13 protein-coding genes and 1 pseudogene are annotated in these 17,600 nt (G+C 71.1%); 2 read left to right on the top strand and 12 right to left on the bottom strand.

Features of this window, described 5'->3' with window-relative positions:
• Positions 1-2: 2 nt before the first annotated feature.
• The 11 genes from Prum_RS44945 to Prum_RS44990 all read right to left on the bottom strand — a co-directional run bounded on the left by Prum_RS44945 (position 3) and on the right by Prum_RS44990 (position 12,641).
• Entirely contained in the window at positions 3-836 is an 834-nt protein-coding gene (locus Prum_RS44945) for an alpha/beta fold hydrolase (RefSeq protein WP_173085290.1), read from the bottom strand.
• 18 nt (positions 837-854) lie between these two features.
• Positions 855-1,682 (bottom strand): alpha/beta fold hydrolase, encoded by an 828-nt coding sequence (locus tag Prum_RS44950; RefSeq protein ID WP_173085292.1) that lies wholly within the window; start codon positions 1,680-1,682, stop codon positions 855-857.
• 172 nt (positions 1,683-1,854) lie between these two features.
• Positions 1,855-4,569: a helix-turn-helix transcriptional regulator gene (locus tag Prum_RS44955; RefSeq protein ID WP_173085294.1), complete on the bottom strand. Its 2,715-nt coding sequence runs from the start codon at positions 4,567-4,569 to the stop codon at positions 1,855-1,857.
• Between the two features lie 855 nt (positions 4,570-5,424).
• Complete coding sequence (locus tag Prum_RS44960) at positions 5,425-6,177, bottom strand: alpha/beta hydrolase (RefSeq protein WP_173085296.1); 753 nt, start codon at positions 6,175-6,177, stop codon at positions 5,425-5,427.
• 173 nt (positions 6,178-6,350) lie between these two features.
• Positions 6,351-7,184: an ABC transporter ATP-binding protein gene (locus Prum_RS44965; protein WP_173085298.1), complete on the bottom strand. Its 834-nt coding sequence runs from the start codon at positions 7,182-7,184 to the stop codon at positions 6,351-6,353.
• Positions 7,174-7,995: an ABC transporter ATP-binding protein gene (locus Prum_RS44970; RefSeq protein ID WP_173085300.1), complete on the bottom strand. Its 822-nt coding sequence runs from the start codon at positions 7,993-7,995 to the stop codon at positions 7,174-7,176. Before Prum_RS44970 ends, Prum_RS44965 begins: the two co-directional genes overlap by 11 nt.
• Positions 7,973-8,836 carry an ABC transporter permease gene (locus Prum_RS44975; protein WP_173085302.1) on the bottom strand — a complete coding sequence of 288 codons (864 nt, stop codon included), beginning with the start codon at positions 8,834-8,836 and terminating at the stop codon, positions 7,973-7,975. Before Prum_RS44975 ends, Prum_RS44970 begins: the two co-directional genes overlap by 23 nt.
• Before the next feature lies 1 nt (position 8,837).
• On the bottom strand, positions 8,838-9,305 hold the full coding sequence (locus Prum_RS50375; RefSeq protein ID WP_246278841.1) for an ABC transporter permease subunit: 468 nt from the start codon (positions 9,303-9,305) through the stop codon (positions 8,838-8,840).
• A complete protein-coding gene (locus Prum_RS50380; RefSeq protein WP_218577881.1) occupies positions 9,221-9,793 on the bottom strand; it encodes an ABC transporter permease in 573 nt (190 codons plus the stop codon). The genes Prum_RS50375 and Prum_RS50380 overlap by 85 nt, the downstream gene beginning before the upstream one ends.
• Positions 9,790-11,295: an ABC transporter substrate-binding protein gene (locus tag Prum_RS44985; protein ID WP_173085305.1), complete on the bottom strand. Its 1,506-nt coding sequence runs from the start codon at positions 11,293-11,295 to the stop codon at positions 9,790-9,792. The genes Prum_RS50380 and Prum_RS44985 overlap by 4 nt, the downstream gene beginning before the upstream one ends.
• Positions 11,292-12,641: an LLM class flavin-dependent oxidoreductase gene (locus Prum_RS44990; protein ID WP_173085307.1), complete on the bottom strand. Its 1,350-nt coding sequence runs from the start codon at positions 12,639-12,641 to the stop codon at positions 11,292-11,294. Before Prum_RS44990 ends, Prum_RS44985 begins: the two co-directional genes overlap by 4 nt.
• A 160-nt stretch (positions 12,642-12,801) precedes the next feature.
• Between Prum_RS44990 and Prum_RS44995 the strand changes: the two genes are divergently transcribed.
• Positions 12,802-13,629 carry a LysR substrate-binding domain-containing protein gene (locus tag Prum_RS44995; protein ID WP_218577882.1) on the top strand — a complete coding sequence of 276 codons (828 nt, stop codon included), beginning with the start codon at positions 12,802-12,804 and terminating at the stop codon, positions 13,627-13,629.
• A gap of 253 nt (positions 13,630-13,882) precedes the next feature.
• Complete coding sequence (locus Prum_RS53135) at positions 13,883-14,458, top strand: cupin domain-containing protein (RefSeq protein ID WP_246278842.1); 576 nt, start codon at positions 13,883-13,885, stop codon at positions 14,456-14,458.
• Between the two features lie 242 nt (positions 14,459-14,700).
• On the opposite strand, the pseudogene Prum_RS45000 reads toward Prum_RS53135, so the two are convergent.
• Positions 14,701-17,448, bottom strand: a pseudogene (locus tag Prum_RS45000) (AfsR/SARP family transcriptional regulator); the annotation flags it as partial.
• Positions 17,449-17,600 lie beyond the last annotated feature (152 nt).

Below are 17,600 nucleotides of genomic sequence, written 5' to 3' on the forward strand. Positions count from 1 at the left end.
GGTCAGGCTCCGTGCGTGTTGAGGAAGGCGAGCAGGTCGTCGCCGAGCTGCTGCTTGTGGGTGTCGGTGATGCCGTGCGGCGCGCCCGGGTAGACGATCAGCTCCGCGCCCTTGACGAGGGCGGCGGAGGCCTTGCCGCCGACCTCGAACGGCACGACCTGGTCGTCGTCGCCGTGGATGACGAGGGTCGGGATGTCGAAGGTGGCGAGGTCGTCGCGGAAGTCGGTGGCCGAGAACGCGGCGATCGACTCGTAGGCGTTGCGGTGCCCGGCGGCCATCGACTGCAACCAGAACGCGTCCCGGATGCCCTGCGACACGTTCGCGCCCGGCCGGTTGTTGCCGAAGAACGGCCCGCCGGCGAGGTCCTTGTACAGCTGGGACCGGTCGGCGGCCGACCCGGCGCGGATGCCGTCGAACACCTCGACGGGCACGCCGTGCGGGTTGTCGTCGCGGCGCACCATTAGCGGCGGGACCGCGGAGACGAGGACGGCTTGCGCGACCCGGCTGGTGCCGTGCCGGCCGATGTACCGGGTGATCTCGCCCCCGCCGGTGGAGAACCCGACGAGTGTCACGTCGCGCAGGTCGAGGTGCTCGATCAGGGCGGCGAGGTCGTCGGCGTAGGTGTCCATCTCGTTGCCGTGCCAGGTCTGGGTGGAGCGGCCGTGGCCGCGCCGGTCGTGGGCGATGGCCCGGTAGCCGTTGGCGGCCAGGAACAGCTGCTGGGCCTCCCAGCTGTCGGAGTTGAGCGGCCAGCCGTGGCTGAGCACGACAGGGCGGCCGGCGCCCCAGTCCTTGAAGAAGATGTCGGTGCCGTCGGAGGTGGTGACGAATGGCATGACGGCTCCTTTCTGGTGTCAGTCGCGGGTGGTGCGGGCGGCGAGCGTGATGAGGTCGGCGGTGAGCTGCGGGTGCGACATCATGGCGACGTGCGAGGCACTGGCCTCGACGGTGCGGGAGCCGGCCCGCCGCGCCATGTACCGCTGCGCGGCGGCGGGGATGAGGTTGTCGTCGCGGGCCACCAGGTACCACGACCGGATCTGCTTCCAGGCCGGCGGTCCGGACGGCTGCTGCAGGGTGTGCACGTCGCCGGGCCGCTGGGTGGCGGCCATGACCTGGGTCGTGGAGCGGGGCAGGTCACCGGCGAAGATGTCGCGAAACACGTCCGCCTTGACGTAGCCGTCGGCGCTGGGCTTGCCGTCCGGCAGCAGGTACGGCCGGAGGTCCAGCTGCGGCTCGCCGAGCTTGGTGCCGGGAAACTTCGTCTGCAGGCCGAGCACTGTGTCGCCGGCGTCCGGCGCGAACGCGGCGACGTAGACCAGCGCCTTGACGTTCGGGTTACCGGTGGCGGCGTTGGTGATGATCACGCCGCCGTACGAGTGCCCGACGAGGACGATCGGGCCGGTGATCGTGGCCAGGATGCTGGCCAGGTAGGCGGAGTCGCCGCTGACGCCGCGCAGCGGGTTCGCCGGGGCCAGGACGGGGTACCCGGCGCGGACGAGCCGCCGGATGACGTCGTTCCAGCCGGAGGCGTCCGCGAACGCGCCGTGGACCAGTACGACGGTCGGCCTCGGCCCGGATGTTGGGTGGGCGGCGGCGGGTGCGGCTGTCGCCGTGGTGACGACACCCGCGGCGGCGAGGGCCGCGGATCCGGCCAGGATCGTGCGGCGGGAGACGGCAGGCATGTGGCGCTGGTTCCTTTCGGCGAAACTGCACGGTTCACGGGGCAGGCGGCATCGGCCCACGTACTGGTGGGCGTCGTGGCCTTGACCGTGCCGGCCGCGGTACTCCCTCGCGGCCGTGCCAGGGACGTTACGGCGGTGGCGTCGTCCCGGTCGTGAGTCAAATGACTGAGGATCAGCGGTCGTGTTCGGCGGCCATCCGCTGCAGCTCGCTACGCGAGGTGATGCCGAGCTTGGGGAACATCCGGTACAGGTGGCTGCCAACGGTCCGGTGCGAGACGAACAGCCGCTTGGCGATGTCCCGGTTGGTCAGCCCCTGCGCGACCATGGACGCGATTTGGACCTCTTGGGGCGACAACGTGTCCCAGACGTCCGCCACTGGCGAGTCGCTGCGTTCCCCGGCCGCCCGCAGCTCCGCCCTGACGCGCTCCGCGAGGGGCCGCGCCCCGAGGCTGTCGAACCCGTCCCGGGCCCTGCGCAGGTAGTCGCGTGACTCGCGCACCCGCCGCCGGCGGCGCAACGACTTGCCGAACGCGAAGAGCAGGCGGTAGCGCTCGTACGGCCAGATCGTCATGTCGGCAGCCACAGCCGCGGCGAACCGTGGCTCCGACACGTCGTCGTCGGCAAGCACCGCCGCCGCGAAGCCAAGGTTCATGCGGCCAGTGGGCGAGGTTGTCTCACGCACCTCCACCGGCAGCCGGTCGACGAGCGAGCGGGCGGCGGCGACCTCGCCGCACGCCGCGGCGGCTTCAGCCATGCTCGCCACGGACCACAGGGCATGTGCCGGGTGGTAGGCGCTGTTGGCCGGCTCGTGCAGCTGGGCCAGGCAGGTGAACGCCTGCTCGTAGTTGCCCTGCCCCGAAGCGACCGCCGCCCGCGCGATCAGCGTCACGGCGCCGATCGTGGCGAACCGGCGGGGATTCTTGCGGTCGGCGTCAGCGATGAGATCCTCGGCGGACGGGAAGTCGCCGCGCAACGCCGCCACTACGGCATGCGCCACGAGGGAGGACGCCTCCCAAAACGGCTGGCGGGTCTCGGCGCAAAGCCGGGTGCTCTCCTCGGCGGCGGCCACGGCGTACGACCAATTCCCCCGACGCATGGCCGACCACGCGAGCAGCGACAGCGTCCTGCCGAGGGTGTTGAGGTGACCTTCGGCACGCAGCCGCTCCGCCGCGTCGGTGAGCAGGCCCTGGGAGACGTCGGACGCTCCGGCGCACGCCGCCGCGTGTGCCAGCCGGTAGCTGGTGGTGGTGTCCCGGTTCGCGGCCGGGACCTGGGCTATCAACGCGCGGATCGTGGCGTCGCTGTCGAAGGGTGAGCAGTACGCCAGCAGCTGCGCACGCGTCGGAAGGTCAACAACTGCCAGGCGGTCCGCTGCGGCGATCACCTGCTTGCCCACCGGTCGGCCAGGAGCGAGGTTCCAGCACCGCAGCGCCGACGCCCGCAGGAAGTCGGTCGCCAGTGTGTCGTCGCCGACCACGCTCGCCCGGTCGGCGAGATCGACGAGCGTGTTGATGCGCTGGTCGCCACCGCGGTCTCCGTCGGCCAGCTCATAGAGCCACTCGTACCGCAGACCGTCGTGCTCGCTGTCCACGAGATCCTGGTATTGCCTCCGGAGCCGCTCGCCGTGCTCGGGCTGCCCGACCGCGTACGCGAGGGCGGCCCCCTGATAGGCGCGGGCCGCCTTGTCACGGCCATCGACGGACAGCTGGGCGGCACGTTCCAGCGCCCGCACCGCGTTCGTCGGCGCGCCCCGCTTGATCGCCCGCTCGGCGTGCCGCTCGAGCTCCGCCGCCAGCTCGGAGTCCGGCCGCAACGCCGCGGCGGCCCAGTGCCACACGGACCGCTCGGGCCGGTCGGGCAGGACACGTGCCAGTGCGCCGTGGCAGGCCCGTCGCCGGTCGGGTCCGAGGCGCTGGAGGATCGCTGACCGGATGAGCGGATGCCGGAAGTGGACAGCAGCGCCGTCCACCACAATCAACCCGGCCGACACCGCCGGGTCGAGGGAGGGCACGTCGTCCTGGCCGCACAGCAGCTCGGCGGCTGCGACAATCTCGGCGACGTCGTCGGAGTCGCTGAGCGCGGCCACCTCCAGGACTGTCGTCGTCGCGGCGTCGAACTCGTCAACGCGGGCCAGGAACGAAATCTCCAGGCGTGCGGTCAGCGGCAGGTGGTTGGTGTTGACGCCGGAGTACACGCCCAACGCGCGGGGCAGCTCCAGCAGGGCGAGTGGGTTGCCGCGCGCGGCGTCCAGCAGCAACGACCTCGTGCTCACGTCGAGTGCGCCGGCAACGCGGTCCAGCAGGGCCGCTGCGGACTCCGCGTCGAGCGGGGCGAGGCTCATGGCGGGGACGGCCGCATCGAGGAGCAACCCGGCCTCGTTCTCGCGGTGCGTGGCAAGCAGCACGATGCGGTCGGACGCGACCCTGCGCGCGAGGAAGGCCAGGGCCTGCTGGCTGGCCGGGTCCATCCACTGGGCGTCGTCGGCCAGGAGCAGGACCGGCCGCTCGACCGCCACCTCCGCCAGCAGCTCAAGCGCCGCCATCGCCACCGTGGACACGTCCGGCGCCGCACCCGACGCCCGGCCGAAGGCGACATCCAGGGCTCGCCGATACTGTCCGGTGAGCCGATTACGGTGGCCGAGGACCGGACGCATGACCTGGTGCAGCGCGGCGTACGGCAAGCCGAACTCGGTGACCGAACCGACAGCCCGCAACACCCGCAACTTGTCGCCGGCCGTCGCGGCGGCCCACTCCAGCAGCGCCGACTTGCCCACACCGGGCATGCCCCGGATCACCAGCGCAGCGCCACCCTCAGCGGCACCGTCCAGCAACGTGCCGATGGCCGTCTGCTCCGGCGCACGCCCGACCAGCAAACGTCGTGCATCCACGCCTACCCCCGTCGTACGCCGCGATACCGGGTTCGTGCGGCATCAACGCTATTGGACCGAAGCGGCTAAGCCGATGGGCCATTCGGGCTTGATCAACACTGAGACGGTTCGCCCCTGTGCTAGGCCGGAAGCTTTCTCCGCGCTTCCGGTGAAGCACCCTGTTCACGCACGAGATCACAGAGCCGCCAGCAGGCTGGACCGACGCAGCGCCTGCCTCAGTCGGGCATTCCAAGGGTCTTGATATCCCACGTTGCCCGCGCCCTTGATCGACGGGCAAACCCTTGATCGACGGGCAGCGGGACGGTGCGCGAGCGCCGGGGTCTTGATGTGCGGAGGGTGCGGCCGCGGGAGCAACGGTCGGGACCACGACGCACATCGCGGTAGCTCGCATCTGTCCCTTGAACGTGCCGGCGCCCGGCACGTCGATCAAGGCTTTCTGCGTCGATCAAGGGCATATGGCCGTGGTTCGATCTCCAACCCACGGCCATATGCCCTTGATCGACGGACAAGCCCTTGATCGGCGCGGATCGCGGAGCGTGCGGTGGTTGTCTCTAGGCTTGGGACAGGCTGGGCGGAGGGGTCAACCGAGGGCCGTACCGGCGGGCCAGCTCGTTCGCCCGCGCCACGAAGGCACCGATGCCCCGCCGGTCCAGCGGGGAAAGCCGATACCCCGGATGGAGCCGACGTTGGCGTCCGGCACCGACCGGAGCACTCCCTCGTCGATGCACCGAACGCTGTCGATGACCTCGGTGAAGAGCAGGCGGAGATGGGCTTGCTCCTCACGGATTGGCCTGCTCCGGGCCCTCAAGCCCGGCGACCTGCTCGCGCTGCGCTGAGGCGCCCGGGTCAGGCTGGTCACCATCCGCTCGACTCGACATGGACGACGGTTACCAGGGGCGGCGCCCCGCGCACCGCTTCCAGGAATGCGACGATCTCCGCGGCGACGGCGCGGTGCTGCAGGTCGTTGAGGACGTCGTGGTGGCCCCCGCGGACGACCGACAGCCGCACCGACGGCAGCGACTTGACCAGCCGGGCCAGCTCGGCGCGGCTGGCCAGGGGGTCGGCGTCGCCGATCAGCAACAGGTGGGGTTGCTCGGCCGTGCTGCCGTACGCGGCGTCGAGCAACGCGGGCGGGACGCTCTCAGCGAGCGCACCCGGCCGCACCGAAGGGTCGTCGGTGAGCACGCCTCGGTGCACGGGACAGTGCGTCCGGGCGTCCAGTTCGCCGTCCCAGCCGTCGGTCCGGTGTGCGTCGTACCCGGGCAGGCCGGCGAGCACGACGGCGTCCGGCCACCAGGCGGCCACCGGTTCCGGCCTCGCGACGAGCGCGCCCAGCGCGGCCGCGCCGATGTCGGCGCCCACCAGCACGAGCGGGCGTACCAGCTCCGCGATGCCGGCGACCGCCTCGGTCAGGGTCGCGCCGACGTCGGCAAGCGAGGTCCGCGGATCCGGCGCCGGTAGCACGCGTACGCGGTAGGAGTCGGCGGCCAGCCGTGCGCCGAAGCGCGCGTAGCTCGCCGGCGTCTCGCCGCGACCGGCGACGACGAGGACGGTGCCCCGGGTACGGAGCGCGGGCGGGCCGGTGTGGTCACCGTATTGCGTAGTCATGAGCGGCCCCTTTCGCGGGTGCGGCGATGGTTGGCGTGCCGTGGGGAAGCCACATCGTGAACGCTCATCGCAGCGCCTCCGCGGTCGTCCAGCGGTTCGACGTCCGGGAACGGCGCGTCGAGGTCGTGCCGGGAGAAGTCGTACGCCCCGAAGACCCGGTTGTATTTGACGGGTCATTGTGCTGGTCCTCCGATGGTCTGTAGCAGCTCGCGCAGCGCCTCGCGGTCGGCGCGCGCGGCCGCCGCCGAGCGCAGTGTCGGTGCGGAGCCGACGAGCAGGCGGGTGTACGCGTGCTTCGGCGCGTTCACGATGGCGCGGGCCGGACCGTCCTCGACGATCTCGCCCTGGTAGAGCACGGCGATGCGGTCGGCGACGCCGGCGACCGAACCGAGGTCGTGCGAGATGAACAGCAGGGAGGTGCCGGCGTCGCGCAGCTCCTGGAAGAACCTCAGCGCCCGGACCCGGTTGGCCGCGTCGAGCGCGCTGACCGGCTCGTCCAGGATGAGGACGCGCGGGTCGGTCACGAGCGCGCGGGCGACCGTGACCCGCTGGCGCTGCCCGCCGGACAGCTCGCCGGGCAGCCGGGACAGCAGCGCCTCGTCGAGGTGCACCCGGGCGACGAGTTCCCGCGCCCGGTCGGCCGCCTCGCGCCGCGACCGGCCCCGGATCAGCAGTGGCTCCACAATGGACTCCTCCACGGTGAGGTCGGGGTCGAGGCTGCGCAGCGGGTCCTGGAAGACGTACTGGACGATGCCGCGGCGGCGCAGCTCACGCCATTGCCGGGCCCGATACCTGGTTGTCTCCTCGCCGTCGATGGCGATCCGGCCGGCCGACGGTCGGACCAGGCCGACGATGGCACGGGCCAATGTGGACTTGCCGGACCCGGTCTCGCCGATGACGCCGACGGCCTCGCCCGGACCCACCGACAGCGAGACGCCGCGCAGCGCGTGCGTACGGCCGTAGTGCACGTCCAGGTTGGACACGTTTAGGATGCGCTCAGGCGACATTTTCCAGCTCCTTCTCATCCAGGAAGTGGTCCAGGCCGTACTGCTCGTGCGCCTCGATGAGCAGGCGGGTGTACTCGTGCCGGGGTTCGTAGAGGATCTGTTGCACCGGGCCCTGCTCGACCGTCTCGCCGGCCCGCAGCACCAGCACCTCGTCGCACAGCTGCGCGACGACGGCGAGGTCGTGCGAGACCACGATGAGCGCCAGGCCGGTGCGCTCGCGCAGGTCGGCGAGCAGGTCGAGGATTTCCGCCTGCACCGTGACGTCGAGGGCCGTCGTGGCCTCGTCGGCGATGAGCAGTTGGGGGTCGGCGGCGATGGCCGTGGCGATGAGGACCCGCTGGAGCATGCCCCCGGACAGCTCGTGCGGGTACTGCTGGAAGACCCGCTCGGCGTCGCGCAGCCGGACCGCGTCGAGCAGCTCGATCGCGCGCCGCTTCGCCTCGCGCCGGCCCAGCCCTTTCTTGACCCGGACCACCTCGGCGATCTGCGCGCCCACCTTGAGCGACGGGTTGAGGTACGAGGCTGGGTCCTGGAAGACCGCGCCGACCGTCGTGCCGCGCGTCGCGGTCCACTCCTTCTGGGTCAGCTCGGCGACGTCACGGCCGGCGAGCTCGATGGCGCCGCCGGCCACGGTGAAGTGCTCCGGCAGGATGCCCAGCACCGCCCGGCAGGTGAGGGTCTTGCCGCTGCCCGACTCCCCCACGATGCCGATGGCCTTCCCCTCGGCCAGCTCGAACGAGACCCCGTGCACGAGGTCGCGGCCGCTGACGGCGTCGTGAATCCGTACGTCACGGAGCGACAGGAGAGCCATTGGCCACCTTCCTTCTGTTGAGCAGCGCCTGGCCGGCCTCGCCGGTGACGTCGCGGATCGCGTCGGCGAGCAGGTTGCAGGCCCAGACCGTCGCCATGATCAGCGCGGTCGGTGCGAGCGGCGCCCACGGCTGGAAGCTGAGGTAGCCCAGGTCGGAGGCGAGCACGCCGCCCCAGGTCGGCGCTGGCGGCTGCACGCCGATGCCGAGGAACGTCAGGCTCGACACGATGACGAAGCCGACGCCGGTGGTGTTCGCGAGTGCCACCGCGATGGGTGGCAGCACCTTGACCCAGACGTGCTTGCGCACCACCCAGCCGACCGAGGCGCCGGCCACGATCGCCGCCTCGACGTACGGCGAGCGGGCGACCGAGAGCGTGGCGGCCCGGGCCACCCGGTAGAACAGCGGCGAGACCATGATGCCGACGACAAACATCGCCTGCGGGATGCCGTTGCCGAGCAGCGCGGTCACCGCGACGGCGAACACCAGGAACGGCAGCGCGACCAGCGTGTCCGCGAGCCGCAGCGTGACCCACTCGAACGGCCGGCCCAGGTAGACGGACAGGATCCCGGGCACCACGCCGACGACCAGCGCGATGAGCGCCACCTGGACGGCGCCGAGCACGCTGACCCGGGACCCGTCGAGCAGCCGGCTGAGCACGTCCCGCCCGAGGTAGTCGGTGCCGAGCAGGTGCGCGCCGGACGGCGAGGCGAGGATGTCGGCGGTGCCTTCGAGGGGGTCCTGCGGGGCGAGGAGGGGTCCGAACACCGCGAGCAGCGCGACGGCGGCGAGCAGGCCCAGCGCGATGCGGCCCGAGGTCAGGGCGAGGATCCGGCGGATCACCTCATACTCCTCTCGCCGAGGCCGGCGCGACCCGGCCGAGGACGATGTTGACCAGCAGGTTGAAGACCACGACGAGCACGACCGAGACGACCAGCACGCCCTGGACGGCCGGGACGTCGCCGCGCTGGGCCGAGCCGGCGGCGAACTGCCCGAACCCCGGCATCCCGAAGATCGCCTCGGTGACGACCGCGCCACCGAGGAGGTTCGGGAACTTCAGCCCGAGGACGGCCACGGACGGCCCGATGCCGTTGCGCAGGACATGCCGGAAGAAGATCCGCCGCGGGCTCAGCCCGCGCACGACCGCGCCGGTCACATAGTTCTCCCGGTACGCCGCGACCAGGCCGGCCCGCAGCTGGCGGGCGACGTCGGAGACCGTGTCGAAGCTCAGCGCGATCGCGGGCAGCGTGATGTGCGCCAGCCACGCGCCGATCCCCGCTCCGCCGGCGGGTAGCCGGCGGAGGGGAACCAGCCGAGCCCGACGGCGAAGACGCCGACGAGCGCGATGCCGACCACGAACGGCGGCATCACCGAGACGACCGTCATGAACCCGGTGATCGCGCGGTCGACCCAGGTCGTGCGGCGCAGCGCCGCGAGGATGCCGAACCCGAACCCGAACACCACGCCGATCGCCAGCGCCAGCCCGGCCACGGAGAGGCTGATGACCGCCCCCTCGGCCAGCAGCCGGGAGATGTCCGCGCCGTTGTACCAGCTCTTGCCGAGGTCGCCGGAGAGCATGTCGCCGAACCAGTCGAAGTACTGGGTCAGGAACGGGCGATCCAACCCCCACTGGTGCTCGATCTGCGCGATCGCCTCCGGCGTGGCCGACTCGCCGAGCTGGATGCTCGCCGGGCTCAGCCCGGACAGTGCCCGCAGCGCGAAGGTCACGAACGTGGCGACCAGGAAGACCGGTACGAAGATCGCGATCGAACGGGCGAGGATCGACAGCGCCCGCCTCACGGCTCCACCTTGAGACCCGCCCAGTGGATCTGACCCGGGATCGGCGTGATCGCGGAGACCTTCTTGCTCTTCACGAAGACGTTCGGCTGCGAGTACGTGAACACCAGCGCCCGGCTCTCCAGCCCGGCTCGGGTGGCGGCCCGCAGGTTCTTCTGATAGTCGGGCGAGTCGAGCGGGGTGCTCCGGGCCAGCGCGACCGCCTGCTGGAAGCCCGCCGGTTCGTACGGCGTGCTGAGGTTCAGCGGGCCGTTCGGGCCGAAGTGCGCGGTGAGCGTCTGCACCGGCGACTCGCGGCCGGTCGTGCCGTACAGGGAGAGGGTGAGCTCCTTGGCGAAGAATGGCTTGTCCCAGTTGGGGTCGACCTTGATGGTCACGGTGATGCCCACGGCGCCGAGTTGGGACTGCACGATCTCGGACGCCGTCTGGTAGGTGGCCCCGGCCACGACCAGGTCGATCTTGAGCTGGCCGGGCCCGAAACCGGCCTCCGCCAGCAACTGCTTGGCCTTCACCGGGTCATACGGGTACAGGTTCGCCGACTGCTTGTCGTACGCCAGGTACTCCGGCGGGAACGGCTGGTCGGTCGCCTTGCCGTACCCGAAGGTGACCTTGTCGACGAACTCCTGGCGGTTGACCGCGTGGCGCACGGCGTCGACGACCTTGGGGTTGTCGAACGGCTTCTTGTTGATGTTGATGCTGATGTTCGCCGCGTTGAAGCCGGGTTGGAAGACCACGTCGAGCCCGGCGCCCTCGGCCGCCTTGACCTGGTTGGCGGGGAGGTTCGCGAGGTCGTACACGCCGGTCTTGATGCCCGACACGATCGTGGCGGCGTCGGGCGCCGACTGCAGTTCGACGCGGTCGATGTGGATGTTCGCGGCGTCCCAGTAGTCCGGGTTCTTCTTCAGGTAGGCGTGCGAGCCGGGCACGAGGTCGGTGACGACGAACGGTCCGGCGCCCACCGGTGACTGGTCCAGCTTGGCCGGGTCCTGGGCCGCCTTGGGGCTGGTGATCTGCGCGACGCGCTCGCCGAGCAGCAGCGGAATCTGGTAGTCGACCTGGGTCAGCGCGATGACGACGTCGAGGTCGCCCTGCGTGGTCACCGACTTGATGGAGGTGAGGTCGCCGAAGAGCGCGGAGTTCTTCTGGGTCTTGGCGCGTTCCAGGTACGCCTTGACGGCCGCGGCGTTCAGCGGCTCGCCGTCGCTGAACTTCAGGTTGGGCCGCAGGTGGAACGTCACCTGGTCGCCCTTGTCGTTGTAGTCCCAGCTCTGCGCGAGGCTCGGTACGGCCTTGCCCTGCTCGTCGATCTCGGTCAGCGAGGCGTACGCGAGCGACAGGATGCGGAACTGCGCGCCGCTGCCGCTGACCACCGGGTCCCAGTGGGCGGGCAGGGTCACGGCCCAGCGCAGCGTGGACTCGCCGGCCGCCCCGGCACCGTCGTCCCCGGCGCAGCCGGCCAGGCCCAGCGCGACCGCGGTGACGACGGCCCATGTTTTCAGTCTCATCGTCCTGCCTCCGAGGTGACCAAGCGCGCGGCGGTGTGGACGTTTTCCGGGATGGGGAGGCCGAGGTTGCCGCGCAGCGTGGTCGCCTCGTACTCGCTGCGGACGACGCCGCGCTCGCGCAGGATCGGCAGCACGCCCTCGGTGAAGCGGGCGAACTCGCTGGGCGCGTTGACGGTGACGTTGATGCCGTCGAACGCGCCGGCCTCGAACCACCGCTGGATCTCGTCCGCCACGGTCCGCGGCGAGCCCACGAACGGCGAGCGCCGGGAGCCCAGCGCGTGCTCCACGGTCTGGCGGAGCGTGAACCCGTTGTCCCGGGCCAGTTTCTTGATCCGCTCGGCCTGGGTACGGAAGCTGCGGTCGCCGAGGTCGCCCAGTTCGGGGAAGGGCGCGTCCAGGTCGTACTGGGTGAAGTCGTGCCAGCCGAAGGGGCGGCCGAACTCCTTCAGCGCCCGGTGGAAATCCTTGCCGCCAAGGATCTGGCGCTCCTTCTGGCGCGCCTCCTCGTCGGTGTCGGCGATCACCAGGCCGATCCCGGGGACGATCAGGACGTTCTCCGGATCCCGTCCCTTGGCCGCGGCCCGCGCCCGGATGTCCTTCGCGAACGCCTGACCCTGCTCGATGGTCTGGGCGTGCGTGAAGATCGCGTCGGCGATGCTCGCGCCCAGGTCGCGGCCCTCGTCGGAGTCGCCGGCCTGGAAGATGACCGGCTGCCCCTGCGGCGATCGCTGCAGGTTGAGCGGCCCGACGACGGAGAAGTGCTCGCCGACGTGGCCCAGGGCGTGCTGCTTGGACGGGTCGAAGAACACGCCGCGCTCCTTGTCGCGCGGGAACGCGTCGTCCTCGTACGAGTCCCACAGCCCCTGCACGACCCGTACGTGCTCCAGCGCCCGGCCGTACCGGGTGGCGTAGTCGTAGTGCTCGGCGCGGCCATAGTTGCCGGCCGTGCCGCCGTCGCCGGTCGCCACGACGTTCCAGCCGGCGCGGCCGCCGCTGATGGCGTCGAGCGAGGCGAGCCGCCGGGCGATGTTGAACGGGTCGTTGTACGAGGTGGTGAGCGTGCCGACCAGGCCGATGTGTGTGGTGTGCACCGCGACCGCGGACAGCAGGGTGAGCGGTTCGAGCCGGTTGAGGTAGTGGTGGGGCGAGTCCGGGGTGATGAACTGGCTGTCCACGATGAACACGTGGTCGAACTTGGCGGCCTCGGCCTGCTGGGCGCGGGCGATGTACCAGCGGATGTCGACGCTGGCGTCGCCGGGTATCTCCGGGTCGAGCCAGGTGTGGTGCTGTCCCGGCCCGCCGACCCCGAGGAGGACGGCGCCGAGCTTGAGGTTTCTACGGGTCACTGAGGCCCTCCCATATTTTGGGCACGCTGAAGTGGGCGATGTCGAGCAGGGGATTGGCTGGTTGATCCGAGAGTATGGGCGGCCAACAGGGCATGTCCAACGAAGGATCGTGATACAGATCCATTACCGCCGCTAATCAATTCCTAGTAAACTGCTAGGCGTGGCCAGGAATCTCGACATCGTCACGCTACGGAGCTTCGTGGCCGTCGCGGACTGTGGCGGCTTCCAGCGCGCGGCCACCTCGCTGCACCTCAGCCAGGGTGCGGTCAGCCAGCACGTACGCCGGCTGGAGGAGGCGCTCGGCCGTACCCTGGTCGAGCGGCAGGGCCGCGGCTCCCGGTTCACCGCCGACGGCGAGGCGCTGCTCACCCACGCCCGGCGGATCCTCGGCGTCCACGACGAGACGCTCCGCGACTTCGGCGTGGAGCCGGGACAGACGCTGGTGATCGGGTCGACCGAGCACGCCGCCGCCCAACTGCTGCCCGACCTGGCCGCCGCCCTCAGCGCGACGTTCCCACATTGCCGGATCCGGTTCCGCATCGACCGCGGTACCCAGCTGCGGTCCCGGTTGACCGAGGGCCGCATCGACCTCGCGCTGCTCCTCGGGCCGCCGGATGAGCCCGACGCGCGCGCCGTCGGCGAACTGGACCTCACCTGGTACGCGGCGCCGGGCTGGACCCGGCCCGCGCGAGGCCAGCCGATCTCGCTCGTCGCCTTCGACGCCCCGTGCGCACTGCGTACCCGGGCCCTGGAGACGCTGGCCGCGCACGGCGTCCCGGCCGAGGTCGGCTGCGAGGCGCCGCACCTGGCCGGCGTGCAGGCGGCCGTCCGCGCCGGCCTCGGCATCGGCCTGATGGCCACCCTCGGCAAGCCCCCGAAGGTCTGGTCGCCCGCCAGGACCTCCCCTTCGCGCGGCCGCTGGCCCTGTTCGCGGCCCCGCGGCGCGGGCTGCCCGCCGACCTCGCCGACGGGGCGACCGCGTCCCTGATCCGCCTACTGGAAACGTCCGCGACGCCTCTGTTGGGAGCAGCCTGATGCCCGCGCTACACCTTCCCGCCGACTCCGGCGGCGCCCCTGTCCGTACGCCCAGCGGCGTCGTGCTGCCGGCCGGCATCGACCCGTTCCACCGGCGGCTGCACCGGATCGCACCCGCCTCGCTCGTCGAGCAGACCACGCAGACGTCCGGCATGAAGCGACGCGAGGCCATCAGCGGCAAGACGGTCGGCGCCCGGCACCTGTGGATGGGACAGACCCACGTACCGGGCGCCACGAACTCCGGAAACCACCACCACGGCGCCTCGGAGACCGCGATCTTCGTCGTCTCCGGCACGCCCGTCTTCGTCTTCGTGGACCTCGAGGGCGACGAGCCGGTGGAGACGCGCATCCAGACCGGTCCCGGCGACTACATATTCGTGCCGCCGTACGTGCCGCACCGCGAGGAGAACCCGGACCCCGACACCGAGGCGGTCGTCGTCATCGCCCGGACGACCCAGGAGGCGATCGTGGTCAACCTCGACACGCTCGCCTGGCCCCAGGTCAGTTATGATCCACTAACCCATAGGGCCTGCTCGGATAGTTGCTGTGCCTGGCGCGCGCACGCGTCCGCGGCACGGATCTGTCCAGAATGGTGGTACGCGTGGGCGAGAATGCCGAGCGTGCGGGCTTGGGCGAGCCGCTGGCCAGCGCGCCGCTGGGTACGCAGTGCACGGCGGGCGTGCTCGAAGCATCGATCGATGTCGCCTAGGTGCAGTGCCGCGGCCGCGGTGGCGGCGTGTGCGTGCCCAATGGCCACTATGGATCCCGATCGGTTCGCCTGAGCGAGTGCGTCTGCCGCGTGCCGGTGGGCTAGTGCGTATTCACCACTCAGACGGTGGGTTTCGGACAGTGCGATGAGCGCCTCGACATGTCCGCGGAGAAAGCCGGTGCGGTTGGCGACGCTCAGGGCCGTGTCCAGCTTCGCGATGGCCTCGGCCGGCCGGCCGAGCAGGGTGTCCAGGGTGGCCAGGCCGTTGAGGGCCAGCACCTCGACCCGGGAGTCGGATGTCTGGCACGCGATCTCCAGCGCGGCGGCGAGCACGCGGGCAGCCACCGGTAGCCGGCCGGCGTCGCGGTGGACCGCGCCGAGCGTGGTGAGCACCATCGCCTCCCGGTGGCGCGCACCGATGCTCCGGCATATCGCCAGCGCCGCTTCCAACACCTCGTGTGCCTCGGCGAGCCGCCCCTGCAACAGCCGCAACAAGCCCAGGTTGCCAAGTGCCATCGCCCGGTTCTGCGGCCAGTCGCTGACCGTCGCGAGCACCGCGGTGAGCGCCCGTTCGGCCTGCCTGAGCTCACCGAGTTCCTCGTACGCCGCCGACAGGTTGACCAGGCAAGCGGCCTCGCCGGCCCGATCGTCGACCTCACGGTCTATCGCCAACGCCTGGCGAAAGCGCTCAATCGCCTCCCGCGACCGGCCCAGATAGGCCAGTGCCACGCCCGCGCTGCGCAGCGAGACCGACTGACCCGGCCGCCAACCGACCTGCCGGTACAGGACGATTGCCTGTTCAAGCTGGTCGAGTGCGTCCCGGAACTGGCCGGTGCGCGAGTGCAGCAGACCGTAGCAGTACCGCATCGCCGCCTCGGCGAGAGGATTCGCCTCCCGGTGCGCGATGTCCAGGCCGATCTCGACGACGAGCTGCCATGCCGGCCGTGCCGCGAGATACAGGTTGCTGGTCATCGTGTCGACGAGATACCAGACCATCTCGGCGGGTCCGGTCGCCGCGGCGTGTCGCAGCGCGGCGACCAGGTTGTCCCACTCGGCGTCGAGCCACTCACCCGCCGAGCCGGGCTCGCGGAAGTCCACCTCGGGTACGTCAACCCCCGCCGACCGAGCCGGCAGCCGGGCCATCGGCGCGGCCCGCACCGCGGCGGCGCGCTCCGCCGCGCGAAGGTAGAAGTCGAGCAGCCGGCGGACGGCCGCGTCCCGCTCGGCAGCCGAGTCGTGGGCCGCGGTCAGCTCGGCCGCGTACTCCAGGAGCAGGTCGTGACAGGCGTATCGGCCATCCGCCGTCGCCTTTGCCAGATGGAGGCGAGCGATGGTGTCGAGCGCGCCTGCCGCCTCCGCTGCCGAGACGTTGGCCAGCGCCGCGCCCGCTTGGGTGGATAACCCGCCCGGCGCTGGCACGAGGCTGAGCAGTCGGAACATTCGGCGCGCGGGCGCCGGCAAGGCGCGGTATGACAGCCCGAACGCGTCGCTGGCGTTGGCGCGCTCGTCGCCGTCCACCCGCAGACCGGCCAGCCGTCCGATCGACGCGAGCTCGGTGACGTAACTACGCACCGTCCGGTGCGGTTGATCGGCCAACCGCGCACCCGCGATCCGCAGCACCAGTGGAAGGAACGCGCACAGGCGCGCCAGGTCCTGCGCCGCCTCGGGATCCGCGCGGGTGCGCTCGCTACCGGCGACACGGGCCAAGACGGCGACCGCGTCAGCGGGCGCAAGCACATCAAGCGTCATCCTGTACGCGTCATCCAGCGCGACAAGTCCGCTGAGCCGATCCCTGCTGGTCAGCACGACCAGACAGCCGGCCGAACCGGGAAGCAGCGGACGCACCTGCGCCGCGTCGGCCACGTTGTCCAGCACCACCAGCACGCGCCGGGTGGCCATCAACGAGCGGTACAGCGCCGCCTGCGCGTCCGGGCTGATCGGGATCTGTTCGGCCGGTACCCCGAGCGCGGCCAGGAGCAGTGGCAGTGCCTCCGCGGGCGCCATCTCTGGTCCACTGTGGAAGCCGCGCATGTCCAGGTAGATCTGGCCGTCCGGAAACCGGTCGGCGACACGGTGCGCCCAATGCACGGCCAGGCTCGTCTTGCCCACCCCGGCGGTGCCGACGACCACGCAGACGACCGGAGCGGTGGCCGTGGATCGCTCGGCGAGAAACGCGTCGAGTTGACCCAGGTACGCGGTCCGGCCGACAAACCCCGTCAGATCAGCCGGAAGCTGGGCCGGCACCGGCACCGGCACCGGCACGGTGTCCGGTGCGACATCGGAATCTGCAATGCCCAGGCGCACTCTGGCCAGGGCCGTGCGCGCTGACGGCGAACCGTTCAGGGACGGGTCGTCGCTCAGTACAGCCGCGTGCAACCGTTGCAGCTCGGGGCTGGGCTCGATACCGAGCTCGTCGACCAGGACCTTGCGGGCCCGCTGGTAGGTGTCCAGGGCTTCGCTTCGCCGGCGGGCCAGGTGCAGGGCCAGGATGAGCTGGTCCCAGATACGCTCGCGCAGCGGCTTGGCCTGCGCCGCCACCCGGAGCTCGCCGATCAACCGGTCGTAGTCGCCCAGCGCGAGACGCACCTCCACCCATTCCGTCCACACCTGGTCGAGCCGTTCCTCGACCGCGGTCAGGCGCGGCCGTGCGGCGTCACTGAGCCGAACATCCTCCAGCGGTCGGCCGCGGCACAGCGCCATCGCACGTCCCAGGTACCGCCGGGCGCCGGTCAAGTCTCCGCCGTCGACGCTCTGCCGGCCCCGGCGGGACCACTCGGCAAACGTGAGGAGGTCGACCTGTTCCTGCTCCACGTTCAGCCGGTAACCCCACGTGCGGGTCTCCAGCCGGGTCGGGTTGTCCGGTGCCACCTCCCCGAGGGCGCGCCGCAGTCCCGCGACGTAGGTCTGGAGGTTCGAGACGGCCGAGCGCGGCGGATCGTTCCACAGCGCGTCCACGATCTCGTCCCGCGTGACGGTGGCGTTGGCGGAAAGCAGGAGGACGCCGAGCAGGTCTCGATGCTTGCCGGTCAGCTGGACAAGCTGGCCGTCGCGGCGGACCTCCAGCGGCCCAGAGCGGCGAAACTGACTCCCTGCGCACCATCCACGACGGAACCTCCCGGGTCACGTCCGCTCGCGTCTGTGGTGTCGATATGGCGATCTTGTGGCGCCCGCCTCGATTGTCGCCCCGGAAGGCGTAGAAGGTCGAGAGGATGTGC

It is taken from the genome of Phytohabitans rumicis (assembly GCF_011764445.1).
GTDB classification, from domain to species: domain Bacteria; phylum Actinomycetota; class Actinomycetes; order Mycobacteriales; family Micromonosporaceae; genus Phytohabitans; species Phytohabitans rumicis.

Coding starts and splice junctions, on each gene's coding strand:
- Prum_RS44945 (WP_173085290.1), bottom strand. CDS start 836: ATGCCATTCGTCACCACCTCCGACGGCACCGACATCTTCTTCAAGGAC.
- Prum_RS44950 (WP_173085292.1), bottom strand. CDS start 1,682: ATGCCTGCCGTCTCCCGCCGCACGATCCTGGCCGGATCCGCGGCCCTC.
- Prum_RS44960 (WP_173085296.1), bottom strand. CDS start 6,177: ATGACTACGCAATACGGTGACCACACCGGCCCGCCCGCGCTCCGTACC.
- Prum_RS44965 (WP_173085298.1), bottom strand. CDS start 7,184: ATGTCGCCTGAGCGCATCCTAAACGTGTCCAACCTGGACGTGCACTAC.
- Prum_RS44970 (WP_173085300.1), bottom strand. CDS start 7,995: ATGGCTCTCCTGTCGCTCCGTGACGTACGGATTCACGACGCCGTCAGC.
- Prum_RS44985 (WP_173085305.1), bottom strand. CDS start 11,295: ATGAGACTGAAAACATGGGCCGTCGTCACCGCGGTCGCGCTGGGCCTG.
- Prum_RS53135 (WP_246278842.1), top strand. CDS start 13,883: ATGGGACAGACCCACGTACCGGGCGCCACGAACTCCGGAAACCACCAC.